This is a genomic window from Vagococcus allomyrinae (genome assembly GCF_017829975.1).
GTDB lineage: Bacteria > Bacillota > Bacilli > Lactobacillales > Vagococcaceae > Vagococcus_D > Vagococcus_D allomyrinae.
On record NZ_JAEEGA010000009.1, the window covers coordinates 125,547 to 141,745 of the forward strand.

Genomic DNA, 16,199 nt, shown 5'->3' on the forward strand with positions numbered 1-16,199 from the left:
GTAATAGTGGGAAATTTTTTGATGTGATTAAAGAAAAATTTAGAAATGATGAGGGGTTGGTAAAATGATTAGCATGATTTTTGATTTAGATGACACGTTGTATTTTCAAAAAGAGCAATTTGTCAAAGCGGCAATAAAAAACATTGGTGAGTTTGGCGAAGTGGACCTCGACCGATTGTACGAGCAGTTTCAATATTTTAGTGAACAGGCCTATATTATGCGGGAACGGGGCGACATAACCTTTCAAGAGATGCGCATTCAACGAATTAAAGAGGCCTATAAGGCAGAAGGGATTTACTTATCTCAAGAAGAGTGTCTGAGATGGCAGACCGATTATCTATATGAGCAAGCGCATATTAGTCTTTCACCAGCAGTTGAAGCAATCTTAGATTATTGCCACAGGCAGCCGATGGAGATGGGCATCATTACCAATGGACCAAGTGATCATCAGCGAATGAAGTTGGCCGCCTTAGGTCTGGATCGCTGGTTCAGTCCCCAACAAATTCTTGTTTCAGGTGATGTTGGCGTGTCTAAACCAGCTAGAAAAGTGTTTGATCAGATGGCTACCCGATTGTCTGGCAACCCTCGCTACTACATTGGCGATAACCCAGTGAACGATGTTCAAGGAGCTCTGAATGCTGGGTGGTTGCCAATATGGTTGAATACTAAAGGAGAGTCTTTAGCTAATCAAGCAGGGGTAATTGAAGTGACTGATCATGTGGAGTTATTAGCGTGTATTAAGGCAATCCAAACCAACGAGCTGTCTGACAATTCGGTAAATCCTTAAGAACAAGACGAACACCATTTTGTTAGGAGACGATAAAATGGCAGATGCAGAGAGCGACATTCTCTGCTTTTTTGTCGTGTCGATAATCCTGCTATTTAATGAACGATAACATGGCCGATGTGACTGATCGTCGGTTTTAATTAGGGGGAAGGTGTGTAAGGAGTAATAAATGACGGTCTTTCAAGTGTTATTATTTGATTTTATCAGCGTTCTGCGCTAACGTAATAGATAACGAAGATATTGTTCAATATTTAATTGAATAAGTGATTAATTACACAGGTCTTACAAAAAATACCAAAAGATAGCGCTGCAAAATGAATCGGAGTGATAATTTTTGGTGTTTTTTTTGGAGGATACTAATAACTGAATGGAGGGGCGTTAATTGAAAAAGGGAAAAGGTGCAATTATTGGGTATGGCTTGTTAGGAGGTTTGCTGGGGGCTTTGATTATTTGTGGGGTGCTGTTTGGATTAATTAAGAGCGACAGGCTCTCATTAGGTCAAAGCGCGACAAGTGTCAGCAATGTGACGTATAAAGTTAACAGCGATGTGACTAAAATGGTCAGTGATGTTAAGGAAACCGTGGTATCAATCATCAATTTACAAAGCGGTAATCAATCACTTAATGATTTGTTAAATCAAGAAGGTACGCTTCAAGCTGCTGGTGAAGGCAGTGGCGTTATCTACAAGATTGAAGGAAATCAAGCATATATCGTGACGAATAATCACGTGGTTGCTGGAGCCGATGCTTTAGAGGTGCTGATGAAGGATGGTACAACTGAAAAGGTTGAAGTGGTGGGCTTAGATACGTTTACTGATTTGGCTGTCTTGAAAATGTCAAGTGAGCATGTGGCTAAAGCGGCTGAATTTGCGGATTCCAGTAAGGTACAAGTAGGGGAGCCAGCGATTGCTATTGGGTCGCCACTAGGTTCTATGTACGCTAATTCTGTTACGCAAGGCATTGTCTCGGCGGTTGACCGAACGATTACCAATAAAACAGAAGATGGGGAACTTACGAGTATCAATGCTATTCAAACGGATGCGGCGATTAACCCAGGAAATTCTGGCGGGGCTCTGTTAAATGTCAAAGGACAAGTTATTGGGATTAACTCGATTAAGATTGCTGAAGCAAGTGTGGAAGGAATGGGATTTGCCATTCCGAGTAATGATGTTATTAAGATTATTGCCGAACTTGAGAAAAATGGTAAGATTGAACGACCATTTTTAGGTGTGACTCCTTATAATTTATTCTTAGTTAATGCTGAGACACGTCAACAAGTTCTTGATTTGCCTGAAGAGGTGGCGACAGGAGTTGTTGTGTTGGAAGTTCAAGCGGGCTCTCCAGCGGCGACTGCAAAACTAGCAGTTGGTGATGTCATCGTGGGGATTGATGGTCAAACAGTGACTGATAATGTAGGGCTACAAACCTTATTGTACCAATATCAAATTGGTGATAAGATCAAACTTGATTTTTATCGTGGCCAAGACAAGCAAACTGCCACAGTGGAATTAAAGGCACGTAATGATTAACCTAGGTGATACCCGTATCCCTATAGAAACCGAGAGGAATGATGATAATGGCAACAGAGGTTAAAAACAGAGGATTTGATTGGAAAGACTTATTGATCGGTATTTTGTATATCATCGCAGCGTTTATTTTCTTCTCACGACCAGCGATGGCAATCGGCATTTTAGTTGTTTGGTTCGGTGTTTTAGCGATTATTAAAGGAATCAATAACTTTATTAAGTACTCCAAAGTCAAAAGTTCAACTGGAATTAATGCCACATTTTTAATCATCACCGGGGTTTTGGATATCCTATTAGGGATTATCCTCTTATTCAATCTTTATTCAGGAATCGTCGTTGTGGGCTGGGTTTTTGCTATCTGGTTTATTACAGATTCCATTGCTCACATTTTGAATGCTGGTTTTTTGAAAGAAAGAAGCAAGTGGATATATTGGATTTCTATTATTTTTAATGTCATCTGTGTGCTAATTGGTGTTTCTTTATTTTTTAACCCCATTGTCTCAGCACTGACAGTCCCCTTTTTAATCGGCTTTTATTTCTTAATTTTTGGAATAGAAGAAGTGATTTCTTCTTTTGCTTAAAGATTTATGCATGATGGAACCTTCTCAAGTTGGTGAAGGTTTCTTTTTTTTAGAAAAGTTCAACAAAAGCTTGTATTAAAAATAAAGACCTGATATATTAAAAATAATAGACAAACTAGGAGGTATCAACCTAAATGGACGCACCTGAATAATACTTAATGACCCCCAAATGACAAGTATGTCACCCGTTCAGCGACGCTTGTCGAGGTTCATTAAGTAGGTCTCCATGAGTTTATTGGGAAACCGCAGAATGGACGAAGTGAGGCTGCTTGGTCTATTTGTTTGTGCACTGAAGCTTTTCGAGACTTACTTTCGATAAAAATAGAAAGTAAGGTCCATTAACATGACAAAATTATTAATAAAAGAACTGAATCAAGTAGCATATCCCTTGTTTTTTAATAGCCTTTTAGGAATTGTGATCAATGTACTGCTGACGGCGATTATCGGTCGCATTTCACCAGAAGCCATTGGAATTACCGAAGTGGTGGATGGGTTGATCTATTCCTTTATTGGCGTAGTAGGCGCCGGTTCAATTTCGTTTAATATCTACGCCTCTCGCATTCGCAAGCAAAACCCGATGCTTTTTCAAGATTACTTTAAATCAATTTTATTGTTAAATCTATTGCTGGGAATCCTTGGTAGCTTGGTCATGATGCTTTGTGTTCGTCAATTGCTAAACGGGCTTTATGATTTCAGTGGAGAAAACCTGACAATTGGGACGAGCTATGGTCGGCTTTCAGCATTGAAACTGGTCATTTATGTGATAATTTTTTCGTTTTCCAATCAACTAAAAGTCAATAAGAAAAGTCATCTAACTGCTGTTGTCGGTGGCATAAGTTCAATTGTCCATCTGATGATTGGGATCTGGACCTATAGCCATTTGCCAGCTCAGTATCAATTATTAGGGATAGGTGTGGCGTCTTTGGTTTCACTAACGCTCGAATGCGGGATTTATTGTGTCGTTTTAAGGAAAGACCTTAAACCGCTAATGAGCATAAAAAGCAGTAAAAAATTATTTTTATTTAAAAAAAGTATTCCTCTTTTTGGTCAGGAATGTTTGGAAGGCGCCGTGTTTAGTCTGGTTTTTACCGCATTTTTGAGCCGTTTATCCATTAGCTTGTTTGCAGCTTATAGCTTGTGCTTGGTGGTGGTTAAACTGGCCCAAACAACGATGTTTCCTTATGCTAATAGCCAACTAATCTTAATTGGTGAAGCACTTGGGGAAAAGCGCCATCGTGCCCTAACTCTATTACCTAGACTAACCACTGGCTTAATTTTCGCAACCTATTTAAGTATTAGTCTATTCGCTTTGAGCCTCAATTCAAGCCTATTAGTCTTACTGTCCAATCAAGTGGAGCTGGTTCAACAAGCTCAGGAAATTTTACCTTTGGTTTTAGTGATATTCGCTAGTCAATTGTTTTTTGAAAGTCATAAATATAGTTTACAAGCTTTAGGAAAAGAGAAGAGCGTCTTGGTGTTAACGGGATTGGTTAATGGCTTAACTGTTAGCGTATTGGGCGTTTTGCAGGTCGTTGGACTTAATTCATTAGTAACCATATTAAGTGGACTAGCCTTTAATTATATTTTTTTAGGGTTGCTATTTTCAAAGAGTTATCAAAAGGTTGTTAGAATATAAAAATATCCCCTCTGTTGTCAGACAAACAGGGGGGATATTTTTAGCGATTTCTGACAGCGTAGGCATCTAATAGAACTCTCGTAATAACTTGTAAAGGTAGACGGGACCGCACTTCATAATCAGGAAAATAAGAAATGGGTGACTTGAAGCCAACAAATAAAATATCCGATAATTTGGCCAGAGGACCGTGGCTATTGGCTGTGATCGTAATCGTGGTAATTTCGTCTTGGGCACAGTTTTCGGCAGCTTCGACCAATTCAAGGGTTTCACTATTTAGGGAAATAAAAATGACAATGTCTTGTTTAGATAATCGCCGACTAATCGGGCGAATGATGTTTGGATCATCGTGCATTTCACAATATTTATTCATCAGCTGAAATTTTACCATCATTTCTTTGGCAATTAATTCTGAAAAGCCTCTGGCGAAGATATAAATTCGATTAGCTGACTTGATTTTTTGAATGGCATCTTCTATAGTGCCACTATTTAACATTTGAATCGTGCGAGTCACTTCTTGTTCATTCTTTAAAATGGCTTGCTTAATCTCTTTATCGACCTGTTCAACAATGGCAAAGCGAGGGTTATTTGCTTCTGCCTCTTTTAAGTGGTGCTTAAATGAGGTAAAACCGTCGTAACCCATTTTTTTCATGGTGCGAACGATCGTTGCAGTCGACACATTTGCATCCTCACTCAGTTTGACGATGGACATTTCTGGGATGCGATCAAGATTATTTTCAATATAGGTGGTTAAGTGACGCTCAGAGTGACTTAGTTTTTTAGTTGCTTCATTTTTCATTTAGGTAACTTCCTTTTCTGATGCTAACCATTATTGTAAATGTTTTCAGCTTTTTTTGTCAAATCAGCTTAATTTCGAAAACCTTTACATCTTTTTCTGTGGCATAATTTTAGCATAGAGTAAGTTACTATCACAAGAAATGAGGAAATTCGATGATTGTCACCTGTACAATGAACCCTGCCATTGATCTATTTGTTCGCACGAAAAGTTATCAGCCAAAAGTGGTCAATCGGACGTTAGCGAATGATATACAACCGAATGGGAAAGGAGTGAATGTATCATTTATATTAAAAATGCTCGGTATCGACAACCTTGCGATTGGTTTTTTAGGTGGTTTTACTGGGGCCTTTATTCGCGAGGCTCTGAATGAAAAAGGCATTGATACCAATTTTGTCGAGATAGCTGAGACGACGAGAATCAATGTGTTTACTAAAGTAGATGATCAGCAGACAGAATACAAATTAGTTAATCAAGGACCAGTGATTGAAGAGGAGGCACTAAAGGAATTATTTTCAATTATTCAAAAATTAGCAGCGGAGGACATTCTTTGTGTTTCGGGTAGTAATCCTCAAGGTGTTACAGATGATGATATCATGGGAATTGCGAAAATCGCTCACGCTAATCGGGTGAAATTTGTATTGGACACAAGTTCGCGAGTCTTACTAGATGTTCTACCTTATCGTCCCTATTGCATCAAACCAAATGACGAGGAATTGGCGGCATTGTTTGAAAAAGCAGAATTAAGTCAAGCAGAGATTATTCATTATGGGAAACAACTTGTAAAAATGGGCGCTCAACATGTGTTAGTTTCTCTTGGGGAAGCGGGAGCTTACTATTTTTCAGAGAAAGCCTGTTTAAAAGGCAACGCACCGAAAGGGATATTAGTCAACTCAGCCTGTGCAGGTGATACGATGTTGGCCACCTTCGTGGGATTATTGGAATCAGGACAAGCTGTTGAGACCTGCTTAAAAACCAGCATAGCAGCTGCCAGTTCAACTGCCTTTACCGAAGGATTAACCGATTTTAAGAATGTCCCTCAATTAATGGCAGAGATTGTCATTACAACAGTCAATTAAAAGCAACTCTATTCACAAGTTTTGAGGTCGGACCCATCAGAAAAAGGAAGGCCCCTATGCTTAATGCTTAAGCATATAGCGATAGTGGACACCGGACCCATCAGAAAAAGGAGGGCCCCTATGCTTAATGCTTAAGCATTTAGCGATAGTGGACACCGGACCCATCAGAAAAAGGAGGAAGTTTTATGTCAAATTATCAAATTATTGCGGCTACAGGTTGCCCTACAGGAATTGCCCATACGTTTATGGCCCAAGAAGCTTTGGAGCAGGCTGCTAAGCGAGCAAATGTGACGATTAAAGTTGAAACACATGGTCAAGTTGGGGTAGAAAACGAATTGTCAGCAGAGGATATTGCAGGAGCAGATGCGGTTATTATTGCCGCGGATAAAGATGTTCATCCTGAACGATTTATTGGCAAAAAAATAATTGATGTGTCTGTTTCAAAGGGAATTAAAGAGGCCGATCAATTAATTGCAGAGGCATTAGCTGGTAAAGGGAGTATTAAATATCCTAATTCTGGTCAGGTGAGCCAACCACAGGTTATGGCTGATGAAAAGTCTAGCATTGGGCGAAAAATTTACAAAGATCTAATGAACGGCGTTTCGCACATGTTGCCATTTGTCGTTGGTGGTGGTGTACTAGTGGCTATTTCCTTTTTATGGGGAATTTATTCAGCCGATCCAGAAAGTGTTCAATACAACCAAATTGCGGCTATGTTAAAGGATATTGGTGGTCTTTCAATGGGGGCCATGGTCCCGATTCTCTCAGCGTTTATTGCTGAAAGTATTGCGAAACGACCAGGATTAGTTGTCGGTTTTGTTGGTGGGATGATTGCTGCCAACAGTGGCGCTGGTTTCTTAGGCGGAATTGCTTCAGGGTTTTTAGGTGGTTATGTGATTATCCTACTGGGAATTGCCTTTAAAGCGTTACCTAAATCATTGGATGGCTTGAAAGCAATCTTTTTATACCCGGTGTTTGGGGTTTTAATCACGGGTGTCATTATGTATTTCTTAGTGATTCCAATGACCGCTGTCAACGAAGGCATGATGAGCTTTTTAGCAGGTTTTCAAGATTCTAATCCAATTATTCTCGGCTTACTAGTTGGCTGTATGTGTGCTTTTGATATGGGTGGACCGGTCAATAAAGCAGCTTATGTGACTGGAACAGCTTTATTGGCACAAGGGAACCATTATTTTATGGCAGGCGTTTCGGCTGCTTGTATTGCTCCGCCACTAATTACCGGGATTGCCGTTCTCTTGTTTAGAAAATATTTTGACGCTACGGATAGAAACGCTGGAATTGTTAATATTATTCTCGGCTCTACTCATATCACTGAAGGGGCGATCCCTTTTGCGGCAAAAGATCCGCTCCGCGTTTTACCAATTATGATGATTGGTTCTTCGATTGCCGCTATTTTAACTTATTTAATGAAAGTTCAAGTGCCAGCTCCCCATGGCGGCTTCTTAGTCTTGCCAGTTGTAACAGGCAAAATCGCGTGGGTTGGTGCCATTTTATTAGGCTCACTAGTTGGCGGAGTGTTATTAGGCTTACTTCAAAAACGCAAATACGAAAAAGCAAATGGAATTGCAGAATAGAGGGAAATAAATGGAAGCATTGATGCTAAGCAATATTATGGTAGAGGTCACAGGGGAAAGTCAGGCTGACATCTTTCAAGCCATTGGAAAGATAGCCGTTGAGAATGGTTACAGTAAAGATCAACGAGCTGTTGTTGAAGGTTTGCAGCAGAGAGAGGTTGAAAGTACCACAGGCATGATGGATGGCTTTGCCATCCCCCACGCTCAAAGTTCGGCAATAATTGCACCAGCTATTGTGATTTTATCTCTAGCTAAGGGCATTGAATGGCAGTCATTAGATGGTCAACCGATCACATTTGTCGTATCCTTGCTCATCCCAGAAGGTGAAGCAGGAACCACTCATTTACAATTATTGTCGAAGGTTGCCCGTATGCTGATGAAAGAAGAACTTAAACAGCAATTAAAAGCTGACACAACAACTCAAGCTATTTTTGAGGTAATCACCCAACATTTAAATTAGGTCAGGACTGACTATAAGGAGCGAACTAACAGTGAAATTAACTTTATCAGAAACCAAATATCAAGCTATGGAAAAATTAGCGACGGATGGAATAATCTCGGCTTTGGCCATCGATCAACGAGGCGCAATGAAAAAAATGATGGCCAAGGCAGGGAAAATGGCGATTGAAGCGAGTGATATTGAAACCTTTAAATCCCTTGTATCGGAAGAACTAACTCAGTACTCATCGTCCATTTTATTAGATCCAGAGTACGGACTACCTGCAGCAAAATGTCGTCATCAGCAAGCAGGACTGCTTTTAGCGTATGAAAAAACGGGTTATGATGCTTCAGTTGCTGGTCGACTACCAGATTTACTAGAGGAATGGTCGGTCAAACGCCTTAAAGAGCAGGGAGCAGAAGCGGTTAAATTTTTATTGTATTATGATATTGAGGAGCAAGCTAGTATCAACGATCGGAAACACGCTTTCGTTGAACGCATCGGCTCGGAGTGTGTAGCAGAAGATATTCCCTTTTTCTTAGAACTATTATCATACGATAGAATGATCGAGGATAACACTGGATTGGAATATGCACAGAAAAAGCCGGCAAAAGTTATCAACATGATGAAAGAATTTTCAAAAGAGCGTTATCATGTGGATGTCTTAAAAGTCGAAGTACCGGTTAACATGGCCTTTGTCGAAGATTTTTCTGACGGAGCGGTAGCCTATTCTCAAACCGAAGCAGCTGCTTATTTTAAAGCGCAAAGTGAAGCGACAGATTTACCATTCATTTTCCTAAGCGCTGGTGTCAGCGCCGATTTATTTAGAGCAACCTTAAAATTTGCCAAAAAGGCTGGCTCACAGTTTAATGGCGTATTGTGTGGGCGAGCGACTTGGGCTGATGGGGTTGTGCCGTTTATTTCGGAAGGTGAGGCCGCAGCTCGCCAGTGGTTACAGACCAAAGGGCGTCAAAACATAGAAGAATTAAATCAAGTTTTAACAGAAACCGCGACAAGCTGGCAAGAACGAATTAAATAGTTGAGTGATGCTGATGAGTGCTAGTAAAAATGCTAGTGCTCTTTTTGAGGAACAAATGACAAACGATAACAGGAAAATGCCAAGCTTTTCTCGGATTGACATGTTAAAATGAAAGTAAATACAAGTTAAGTGACGGTGATGAAGAGCATGAAAGAAAACTTTAATCTCTATGCAGAAGAACGTAAAAATAAGATCATTGCCTTATTAGAAGAGGCCGGTCGGATTGAAGTCCCCGATTTGGTGGAATTATTTAAGGTGTCCGGGACGACCATTCGCAATGATTTAAGAGAACTAGAAAAGGAAGAGAGGTTAACTCGCACTCATGGAGGAGCCATTAAAATTCAAAAGCGGAGCTTTGAAGATCGGCCTGGGATTCGCATGGCCACAGAAGAAAAAAAACAGATTGCCAAGAAGGCGGTAAGTTTTATAGAAGACGGCGATTCAATTGCGATTGACACAGGAACCTCTTGTTTGGCCTTTGCTCAGGCTTTAATTCAAAGCGAGTTGTTAAATATAAAAGTCATAACCAATGACCTGACAGTGGCAGCCTTACTTGAAGATCAGACGGATTATACTGTTTTTTTCACAGGCGGCGTCATTCGCAACGGCTTCCACTATACATCAGGAGAGCATGTTGTGTCATCATTAAAGGGTTTTTTAGTCGATAAAGTGATTTTAGGTACCACGAGTTTTTCGATTAAAAACGGTTTTTCAACTCCTAATTTTGGTATTTCTGAAATTAAACGGTCGTTGATTGCGATAGGTAAAAAGAGAATCGTGTTATGTGAAGCAGCCAAAATCGGAAAAGACAGTTTAAATATTTTTGCCTCCATTAACGATATCGAGTTGCTGATAACCGATAGCCAGTTGTCAAAACCATTAGAAAAATCATTGGAACACAGCCCCATTTCCTTTGTTGTTGCTTAAAAGATAGTGGAATAGAGCCTACTGGTTTATTTACGGCTTAAATAGCGTTATAAGAGCTTGAGATAATTGTCTCAAGTTCTTTTATTTGCTTTTGAAACTAATTTTATTATATTTTTTTGCTTTCGTTTGTTGACAAAATGAAAAATAGTGTTAAGATGAACTTGTAAACTAATTCATTTAGGAGGTTAAAGAATGGCAGTTAAATTATCAGTAAAAGAATTGGCAAACTTGGTGGATCATACGCTCCTCAAAGCCTTTGCCAAAGAAGAAGACTTTGCCCTTTTATGTCGTGAGGCGAGGGAGTATGGGTTTAAAATGGTGGCCATCAATTCATCGCCTGTTAGTCTTTGCGCAAGATTGCTAAAAGAGAGCCCGGTTCATGTGGGAGCAGCAATTGGGTTTCCTTTGGGACAAACCACTGTTGAAACGAAAGTATTTGAAACAAAACAAGCCATAGCAGATGGCGCAGATGAAATCGATTATGTCATAAATATAGGTGAACTTAAAGACGGTAATCTCGATTATATTCGTCTGGAGATGAGGGAGATTGTCACTGTTTGTCAGCAAGCCAAGGTTTTGTCCAAGGTTATTCTTGAAAACTGTTATTTGACGGATCAAGAGAAAATTCAAGTCTGTCAAATTGCTAGAGAGGTTAAACCAGATTTTGTTAAAACGTCTACTGGCTTTGGCACTTCAGGCGCAACAGTGGCCGATGTCAAACTGATGAAGGAAACTGTCGGAGATTTAGTCAAGGTGAAAGCCGCTGGCGGTGTCAGGGATTATGCCACTGCTCAAGCTATGATTGATGCAGGAGCGGAGCGTTTGGGAACAAGTTCGGGAATTGAGATCGTCAAAGAGTATCAGTTATTAATGACAGAGGGGGACTAGCATGAATTTATCGGAGTTATTGCAAGAAGAATTTATTGAATTGAATATGCAGGCCACAACTAAGGAAGAAGGGATTAATGAGTTATCTTCTTTGCTAATGAGCAAAGGAGTATTGAGTAATGAAAAGGCTTTTATTCAGGCTGTTCTGATGCGGGAAGCAGAATGCACCACTGGTATTGGGATGGGCGTTGCCATTCCTCATGGAAAATCCGAAGGAGTGGAGCAAGGAAGTTTGTGCTTTGGTCGCTCTCAAAAGGGGATTGGGTATGATTCTCTCGATGGAGAGCCGGTTCATTTGCTGTTTTTAATTGCCGTACCAGCAGATTCAAATGATGAGCATTTAAGAATTCTTAGTCAAATTTCGAGAAAGATTATGCACACAGAAGTTCGGCAGCAACTGTTAAAGGCTGAAACAACTGCCGACGTCTATGCCGCCTTAAGTTAGAGAGGAGTACAAGATGAAACTAGTTGGAATTACCTCATGTTCTACAGGAATTGCTCATACGTATATGGCTGCTGAAGGTTTAGAAGTGGCGGCCAAAGAAAAAGGATTTGAGATAAAAATTGAAACTCAAGGGTCGATCGGTGCTGAAAATGTCTTAACACCAGAGGAAATTGCTGCAGCCGATGCAGTTGTAATCGCTGCTAGTACATCGGTCAATAAAGATCGGTTTATTGGCAAACGACTGATTTCAGCAGACGTCACTGAGGCGATTAATAACGGACCAGATCTATTGGAGCGCGCCTTAAAAGCACCAATTTTTGCATCTGAGACAATCAAATTAGCGGATAGTGAAGAAACCAAGACCAGTCAAGGCATTTACAGTCACTTGATGACAGGTGTTTCTTACATGATTCCTTTTGTTGTTGCTGGAGGAATTTGTATCGCCTTAGCTTTTGCCTTCGGAGGGATAAACGCGGAAGGAGATTTAGCTCAAGCGATTAATGAATTAGGTGGAACTGCTATGGGATTGATGTGGCCTGTCCTTGGAGGATATGTCGCATTTTCAATAGCAGATCGGCCGGGATTGATACCTGGAATGGTAGCAGGGATGCTAGCAGCCAATATGAATGCTGGTTTTTTAGGCGCTTTATTAGGCGGCTTTTTGGCTGGTTATACCATTTTGCTATTGAAAAAATACATCAAATTGCCTGCGTCATTTTCAGGTTTAATGCCAGTGCTAATTTTACCCGTGATTTCAGTTTTAGTTGTGGGGCTTATTATGAAGTTTATTGTGGGTGTCCCAGTAACCGCGTTGAATAATGGCATTATGAATTGGTTGAATAGTTTATCAGGAATGAATTCGATTCTTTTAGGTTTGCTGTTAGGGGGAATGATGGCCATTGATTTAGCTGGTCCAATTGGCAAGGCGGCTTATTTTTTCGGAGTAGCCTCGTTGGCTAATTTAGGGAATGGTGAAACCAGTCAAATTATGGCAGCCGTCATGATATCTGGTATGGTACCTCCTTTAGCGATGGCCTTGTCTGCTACGGTTTTAGGCAAAAATTTGTATTCAAAAGAGGAGCGCGAGGCAGGCAAATCGGCATGGGTACTTGGCTTATCGTTTATCTCAGAAGGAGCGATTCCTTTTGCTGCTGCTGACCCACTTCGCGTTTTAGGTTCAGTTACTGTTGGCTCGGCAATTGCAGGCGCTTTATCGATGTTATTCAATTGTGGTATTGCCGTACCACATGGTGGCTTTTTCGTTTTCTTAATTCCAGGAGCAGTTAATAATGTGTTGATGTATGTTGTGGCTTTAGCCATTGGAACCATCGTAAGCGGCTTTTTAGTGACATTGGTGAAAAAAGGAAGTCAAAAGCAATCAGCTTAATAAAAAAAGTGGAAGGAAAACAAAAATGAAGAAAAAAATCAATGTATGCTTAATTGGGATGGGTCGGGCGGGAATGATTCACGCTAAAAATTTTGCAACACGTATCAATCACGGAACATTAGTTGCCATTTGCGATCCTTCTCAAGAGGCGTTGGCAGCGGCAGAAAAGGAGCTTGGCGTGATGGCAACTTACACGGATTATCGAGAAGCTGTTCTCGCACCGACGATTGATGCGGTGGTCATCGTCACACCGACGATTTATCATAAGGAAATCGTGTTGGCAGCTGCAGCCGCAGGAAAACATATTCTTTGTGAAAAACCGTTAGCAATGAACGAAGCAGAGTGCGATGAGATGATTGCAGCGGCCAAACAACATAAGGTAAAATTACAAGTTGGTTTTATGAGACGTTTTGATGAAAGTTTCCAACAAGCAAAGGCGATTGTTGAATCAGGTGAAATTGGTGATGTCGTATTAGTGAAATCCCTGACACGAGGCCCCAGTCATCCTAAACCATGGATGTTTGATATCCGAAATAGTGGCGGGCCAATTGGAGAAGTTAATAGTCATGATTTTGACACTTTACGTTGGTTTACTGAAAGCGAAGTTGCCAATATTTACGCTATTGGCGGCAATTATCGTTCTCCAGAAGTCCAAGCTGATTATCCAGATTATTATGATACAGTCTCCATGAACCTTTCTTTTAAAAACGGCATGATCGGTGCCATCGATGGTGCTCAATACGTTCAGTATGGTTATGATGCCCGAGTTGAAATTTTAGGGACAACCGGTAATATCATGATTGGCGAGCAACACAAGCAAAAGATTGTGACAGCGACTCGTAACGGTCAATTGATTCGGCCAGCGATGCACAGTTGGACCTATCTATTTGAGGATGCTTATATTCGTGAGGACCAGGCCTTTATTGAGGCGATTATTCATGACACTGCTCCTTTAGTAACAGGCCAAGACGGTAAGATGGCAGTCAAGCTAGTCAATCTTGGTCTGAGATCATTGCTGGAAAAACAAGTTGTTTACGCAGAATAAAATCAATGGAAAGAGGAAAAGCACATGAAAGCAGTTCAACTGTTTGGAAAAGAGAAAATACGGGTTACTGATATAGAGAAGCCCACTTATGGAAAAGATGAGTTACTATTAAAGATTAAAGCTGCATCGATTTGTGGGACTGATGTTCGGATGTACAAAAATGGCTATCAGAATGTTGAGGCAGATCATCCCTTGACTTTAGGGCATGAAATCGCGGGGATTATCGAGGGCGTTGGCGCTCACGTGGAGCAGTATCAGGTTGGGATGAGAGTGGCGATTGCGCCAAACATTGGTTGTGGCACTTGTGACCAATGCGTGAGCGGCAGGACACATCTTTGCGAGCAGTATGAAGCTTTTGGTATTAATCTGCCTGGCGGGTTTGCCGAGTATATGGTGATTCCCGCAAAGGCGATTCGTCAAGGAAATGTTACTCTCTTAGCCGAAGATATTTCTTTAACGGAAGCAGCTTTAGTAGAGCCTTTTAGTTGTGTGTTAAATGGTCAAGAAATTGCTGGGGTTTATCCGGGGGATACGGTGCTAATCATTGGCTCGGGGCCGATTGGCATTATGCACGCTATGCTTGCTTTTAGTCAGGGAGCCTATAAGGTCATCATGAATGATTTACATCAAGAGCGCTTAGAAGCAGCTCAAAAAATTGTTCCTGACTTAATCACACTTTCCAGTGACAGCTTATTCGAAAACCTGATGGAAGAAACCAATTCAAAGGGAGTGGATTTATGTATTGTTGCCGCACCAGCACCGCAAGCTCAAGAGGCTAGCTTTGAATATATGGCGATGAACGGTCGTTTACTCTTTTTTGGTGGTTTACCGAAAGGAAAAGAAGTGGTTTCCCTTAATACCAACACTTTGCATTACAAGCAATTGCGTGTATTTGGTTGTACGCGAGCCAGTTTAGAAACCTATCGGACGTCGCTAAAACTTGTTGGGAGTGGGCGAGTTCCCTTAGGTGACTTAATTACGGGAACTTTTTTGATCGATGAATTTGAACAGGCATTATCAAAAGCTGAAAGAGCTGTAGGGCTGAAAAATGTCATTCTTTTTGATTAATCAAGTAAAACCACCTGACAAAGTTTTGTCAGGTGGTTTTAGATTCCCTAAATTAGTAGCAAAGACAAAGGCACCATGTCCCATTACCAACGGGATAAGGGAGAAAAAGCGCTTCATCTGTCATTGTAGATATTTATGGAAAAAAATGAGAATTATCAGTTGTAGCAGAGACACAACTGTTCTTTAGTCACGATTATCTGCGATGTGACTGCTGCTGGTAACGCGCTTAAAACGTTCAGTATACTCTTCTCGGGTATCGCCGTAGGCAGCCAACTCCCATGTCATCTGATGGAGATTTTCAATGATCAGAGAAATCAAATTAAAAGGAATTGAAACGGTAATATTCCCTGGTTTTGAGACACTTCTGGCATTATGTCCAAAACAGATTCCTTGAGTAATGTAGTTAAGTTTTCCTGAAATATAAGGATAGGCAAAGGTCCATGAGCAACCTATGACAGGTGTTGTTTTGCTTTCATACATAAACTCAGTGGAATAAGTATAGGCGCGCATGATTATTTCAATCTGTTTGGCAGTGCCAACAATGGTTAAGACATCAGGATCAAATTTTAGCTGATCTAATGGAGCAAATAGCAGGTAGTTACAGGTGCCATTTTTTAAACGTGGCAAGACATCGTAAATCCGACGATTTGCTCTGGCTTCTTCAAAAATATCAAGACCGCACTTAGTTCCAATTAAGCCAACGTTGCTGAAAGGATCATCGTTAGCCAGTCCTAGAAACAGCGGTTCTGCACAAACAAAATTATCCTTATCAGCATAAAAAGGCCCATTTTTACGTGTTTCTTCAGGCATTAAGCACATGGGAACGCCCCCGTTTAGTTTGGGAACCCCTTCTGGTTGATTAAAAAGGAATTTCATCCCAATCGGTTGCTGCTCAAGGCCAAGTTTGTTTAAAATTGATAAGTCAGTTTTTAGTGGACTAATTTCTCCTGAGTATTTCATCTGAT

At 40.7% G+C, this 16,199-nt stretch carries 16 protein-coding genes; 14 read left to right on the plus strand and 2 right to left on the minus strand.

What is annotated here, in order from left to right; all coding sequences use genetic code 11:
• Window positions 1-64 precede the first annotated feature (64 nt).
• From I6N95_RS14430 to I6N95_RS14445, 4 genes are all read left to right on the plus strand, one after another.
• Window positions 65-787 carry an HAD family hydrolase gene (locus I6N95_RS14430; protein ID WP_209529197.1) on the plus strand — a complete coding sequence of 241 codons (723 nt, stop codon included), beginning with the start codon at window positions 65-67 and terminating at the stop codon, window positions 785-787.
• 382 nt (window positions 788-1,169) lie between these two features.
• The gene (locus I6N95_RS14435) at window positions 1,170-2,315 is read left to right on the plus strand and encodes a S1C family serine protease (RefSeq protein WP_209529199.1); all 1,146 of its coding nucleotides are present in this window, start codon (window positions 1,170-1,172) and stop codon (window positions 2,313-2,315) included.
• A 47-nt stretch (window positions 2,316-2,362) separates the two neighbouring features.
• Entirely contained in the window at window positions 2,363-2,893 is a 531-nt protein-coding gene (locus I6N95_RS14440; RefSeq protein WP_209529200.1) for an HdeD family acid-resistance protein, read from the plus strand.
• A 343-nt stretch (window positions 2,894-3,236) separates the two neighbouring features.
• Window positions 3,237-4,529, plus strand: coding sequence for an MATE family efflux transporter (locus I6N95_RS14445; RefSeq protein WP_209529203.1), 1,293 nt, complete (start codon window positions 3,237-3,239; stop codon window positions 4,527-4,529).
• 40 nt (window positions 4,530-4,569) lie between these two features.
• Here I6N95_RS14445 and I6N95_RS14450 read toward each other — a convergent pair whose 3' ends face one another.
• The gene (locus I6N95_RS14450; RefSeq protein ID WP_209529205.1) at window positions 4,570-5,325 is read right to left on the minus strand and encodes a MurR/RpiR family transcriptional regulator; all 756 of its coding nucleotides are present in this window, start codon (window positions 5,323-5,325) and stop codon (window positions 4,570-4,572) included.
• A 152-nt stretch (window positions 5,326-5,477) separates the two neighbouring features.
• On the opposite strand from I6N95_RS14450, the gene pfkB reads away from it, so the two are divergent.
• From pfkB to I6N95_RS14500, 10 genes are all read left to right on the plus strand, one after another.
• Window positions 5,478-6,401, plus strand: a complete 924-nt coding sequence (gene pfkB, locus I6N95_RS14455) for a 1-phosphofructokinase (protein WP_209529207.1) — start codon at window positions 5,478-5,480, stop codon at window positions 6,399-6,401.
• Window positions 6,402-6,586: 185 nt separating this feature from the next.
• Window positions 6,587-7,996: a PTS fructose transporter subunit IIC gene (locus tag I6N95_RS14460; protein ID WP_209529209.1), complete on the plus strand. Its 1,410-nt coding sequence runs from the start codon at window positions 6,587-6,589 to the stop codon at window positions 7,994-7,996.
• Between the two features lie 10 nt (window positions 7,997-8,006).
• Window positions 8,007-8,456 carry a PTS sugar transporter subunit IIA gene (locus I6N95_RS14465; RefSeq protein WP_245249534.1) on the plus strand — a complete coding sequence of 150 codons (450 nt, stop codon included), beginning with the start codon at window positions 8,007-8,009 and terminating at the stop codon, window positions 8,454-8,456.
• Between the two features lie 31 nt (window positions 8,457-8,487).
• Complete coding sequence (lacD, locus tag I6N95_RS14470) at window positions 8,488-9,474, plus strand: tagatose-bisphosphate aldolase (protein WP_347340563.1); 987 nt, start codon at window positions 8,488-8,490, stop codon at window positions 9,472-9,474.
• Between the two features lie 138 nt (window positions 9,475-9,612).
• Complete coding sequence (locus tag I6N95_RS14475; protein WP_245249535.1) at window positions 9,613-10,401, plus strand: DeoR/GlpR family DNA-binding transcription regulator; 789 nt, start codon at window positions 9,613-9,615, stop codon at window positions 10,399-10,401.
• Window positions 10,402-10,593: 192 nt separating this feature from the next.
• The gene (gene deoC / locus I6N95_RS14480; protein ID WP_209529211.1) at window positions 10,594-11,289 is read left to right on the plus strand and encodes a deoxyribose-phosphate aldolase; all 696 of its coding nucleotides are present in this window, start codon (window positions 10,594-10,596) and stop codon (window positions 11,287-11,289) included.
• A 1-nt stretch (window position 11,290) separates the two neighbouring features.
• The gene (locus tag I6N95_RS14485; RefSeq protein ID WP_209529213.1) at window positions 11,291-11,734 is read left to right on the plus strand and encodes a PTS sugar transporter subunit IIA; all 444 of its coding nucleotides are present in this window, start codon (window positions 11,291-11,293) and stop codon (window positions 11,732-11,734) included.
• Between the two features lie 13 nt (window positions 11,735-11,747).
• Window positions 11,748-13,121, plus strand: a complete 1,374-nt coding sequence (locus I6N95_RS14490; RefSeq protein ID WP_209529215.1) for a PTS fructose transporter subunit IIC — start codon at window positions 11,748-11,750, stop codon at window positions 13,119-13,121.
• Window positions 13,122-13,146: 25 nt separating this feature from the next.
• Entirely contained in the window at window positions 13,147-14,166 is a 1,020-nt protein-coding gene (locus I6N95_RS14495) for a Gfo/Idh/MocA family oxidoreductase (protein ID WP_209529217.1), read from the plus strand.
• 24 nt (window positions 14,167-14,190) lie between these two features.
• The gene (locus I6N95_RS14500; protein WP_209529219.1) at window positions 14,191-15,234 is read left to right on the plus strand and encodes an alcohol dehydrogenase catalytic domain-containing protein; all 1,044 of its coding nucleotides are present in this window, start codon (window positions 14,191-14,193) and stop codon (window positions 15,232-15,234) included.
• 183 nt (window positions 15,235-15,417) lie between these two features.
• Here I6N95_RS14500 and I6N95_RS14505 read toward each other — a convergent pair whose 3' ends face one another.
• Entirely contained in the window at window positions 15,418-16,194 is a 777-nt protein-coding gene (locus I6N95_RS14505) for a DUF169 domain-containing protein (RefSeq protein ID WP_209529221.1), read from the minus strand.
• Window positions 16,195-16,199 lie beyond the last annotated feature (5 nt).

Coding starts and splice junctions, on each gene's coding strand:
- I6N95_RS14505 (WP_209529221.1), bottom strand. CDS start 16,194: ATGAAATACTCAGGAGAAATTAGTCCACTAAAAACTGACTTATCAATT.
- I6N95_RS14445 (WP_209529203.1), top strand. CDS start 3,237: ATGACAAAATTATTAATAAAAGAACTGAATCAAGTAGCATATCCCTTG.
- I6N95_RS14500 (WP_209529219.1), top strand. CDS start 14,191: ATGAAAGCAGTTCAACTGTTTGGAAAAGAGAAAATACGGGTTACTGAT.
- I6N95_RS14450 (WP_209529205.1), bottom strand. CDS start 5,325: ATGAAAAATGAAGCAACTAAAAAACTAAGTCACTCTGAGCGTCACTTA.
- I6N95_RS14475 (WP_245249535.1), top strand. CDS start 9,613: ATGAAGAGCATGAAAGAAAACTTTAATCTCTATGCAGAAGAACGTAAA.
- I6N95_RS14440 (WP_209529200.1), top strand. CDS start 2,363: ATGGCAACAGAGGTTAAAAACAGAGGATTTGATTGGAAAGACTTATTG.
- I6N95_RS14490 (WP_209529215.1), top strand. CDS start 11,748: ATGAAACTAGTTGGAATTACCTCATGTTCTACAGGAATTGCTCATACG.
- I6N95_RS14485 (WP_209529213.1), top strand. CDS start 11,291: ATGAATTTATCGGAGTTATTGCAAGAAGAATTTATTGAATTGAATATG.
- I6N95_RS14460 (WP_209529209.1), top strand. CDS start 6,587: ATGTCAAATTATCAAATTATTGCGGCTACAGGTTGCCCTACAGGAATT.
- pfkB (WP_209529207.1), top strand. CDS start 5,478: ATGATTGTCACCTGTACAATGAACCCTGCCATTGATCTATTTGTTCGC.
- I6N95_RS14465 (WP_245249534.1), top strand. CDS start 8,007: ATGGAAGCATTGATGCTAAGCAATATTATGGTAGAGGTCACAGGGGAA.
- I6N95_RS14430 (WP_209529197.1), top strand. CDS start 65: ATGATTAGCATGATTTTTGATTTAGATGACACGTTGTATTTTCAAAAA.
- deoC (WP_209529211.1), top strand. CDS start 10,594: ATGGCAGTTAAATTATCAGTAAAAGAATTGGCAAACTTGGTGGATCAT.
- I6N95_RS14495 (WP_209529217.1), top strand. CDS start 13,147: ATGAAGAAAAAAATCAATGTATGCTTAATTGGGATGGGTCGGGCGGGA.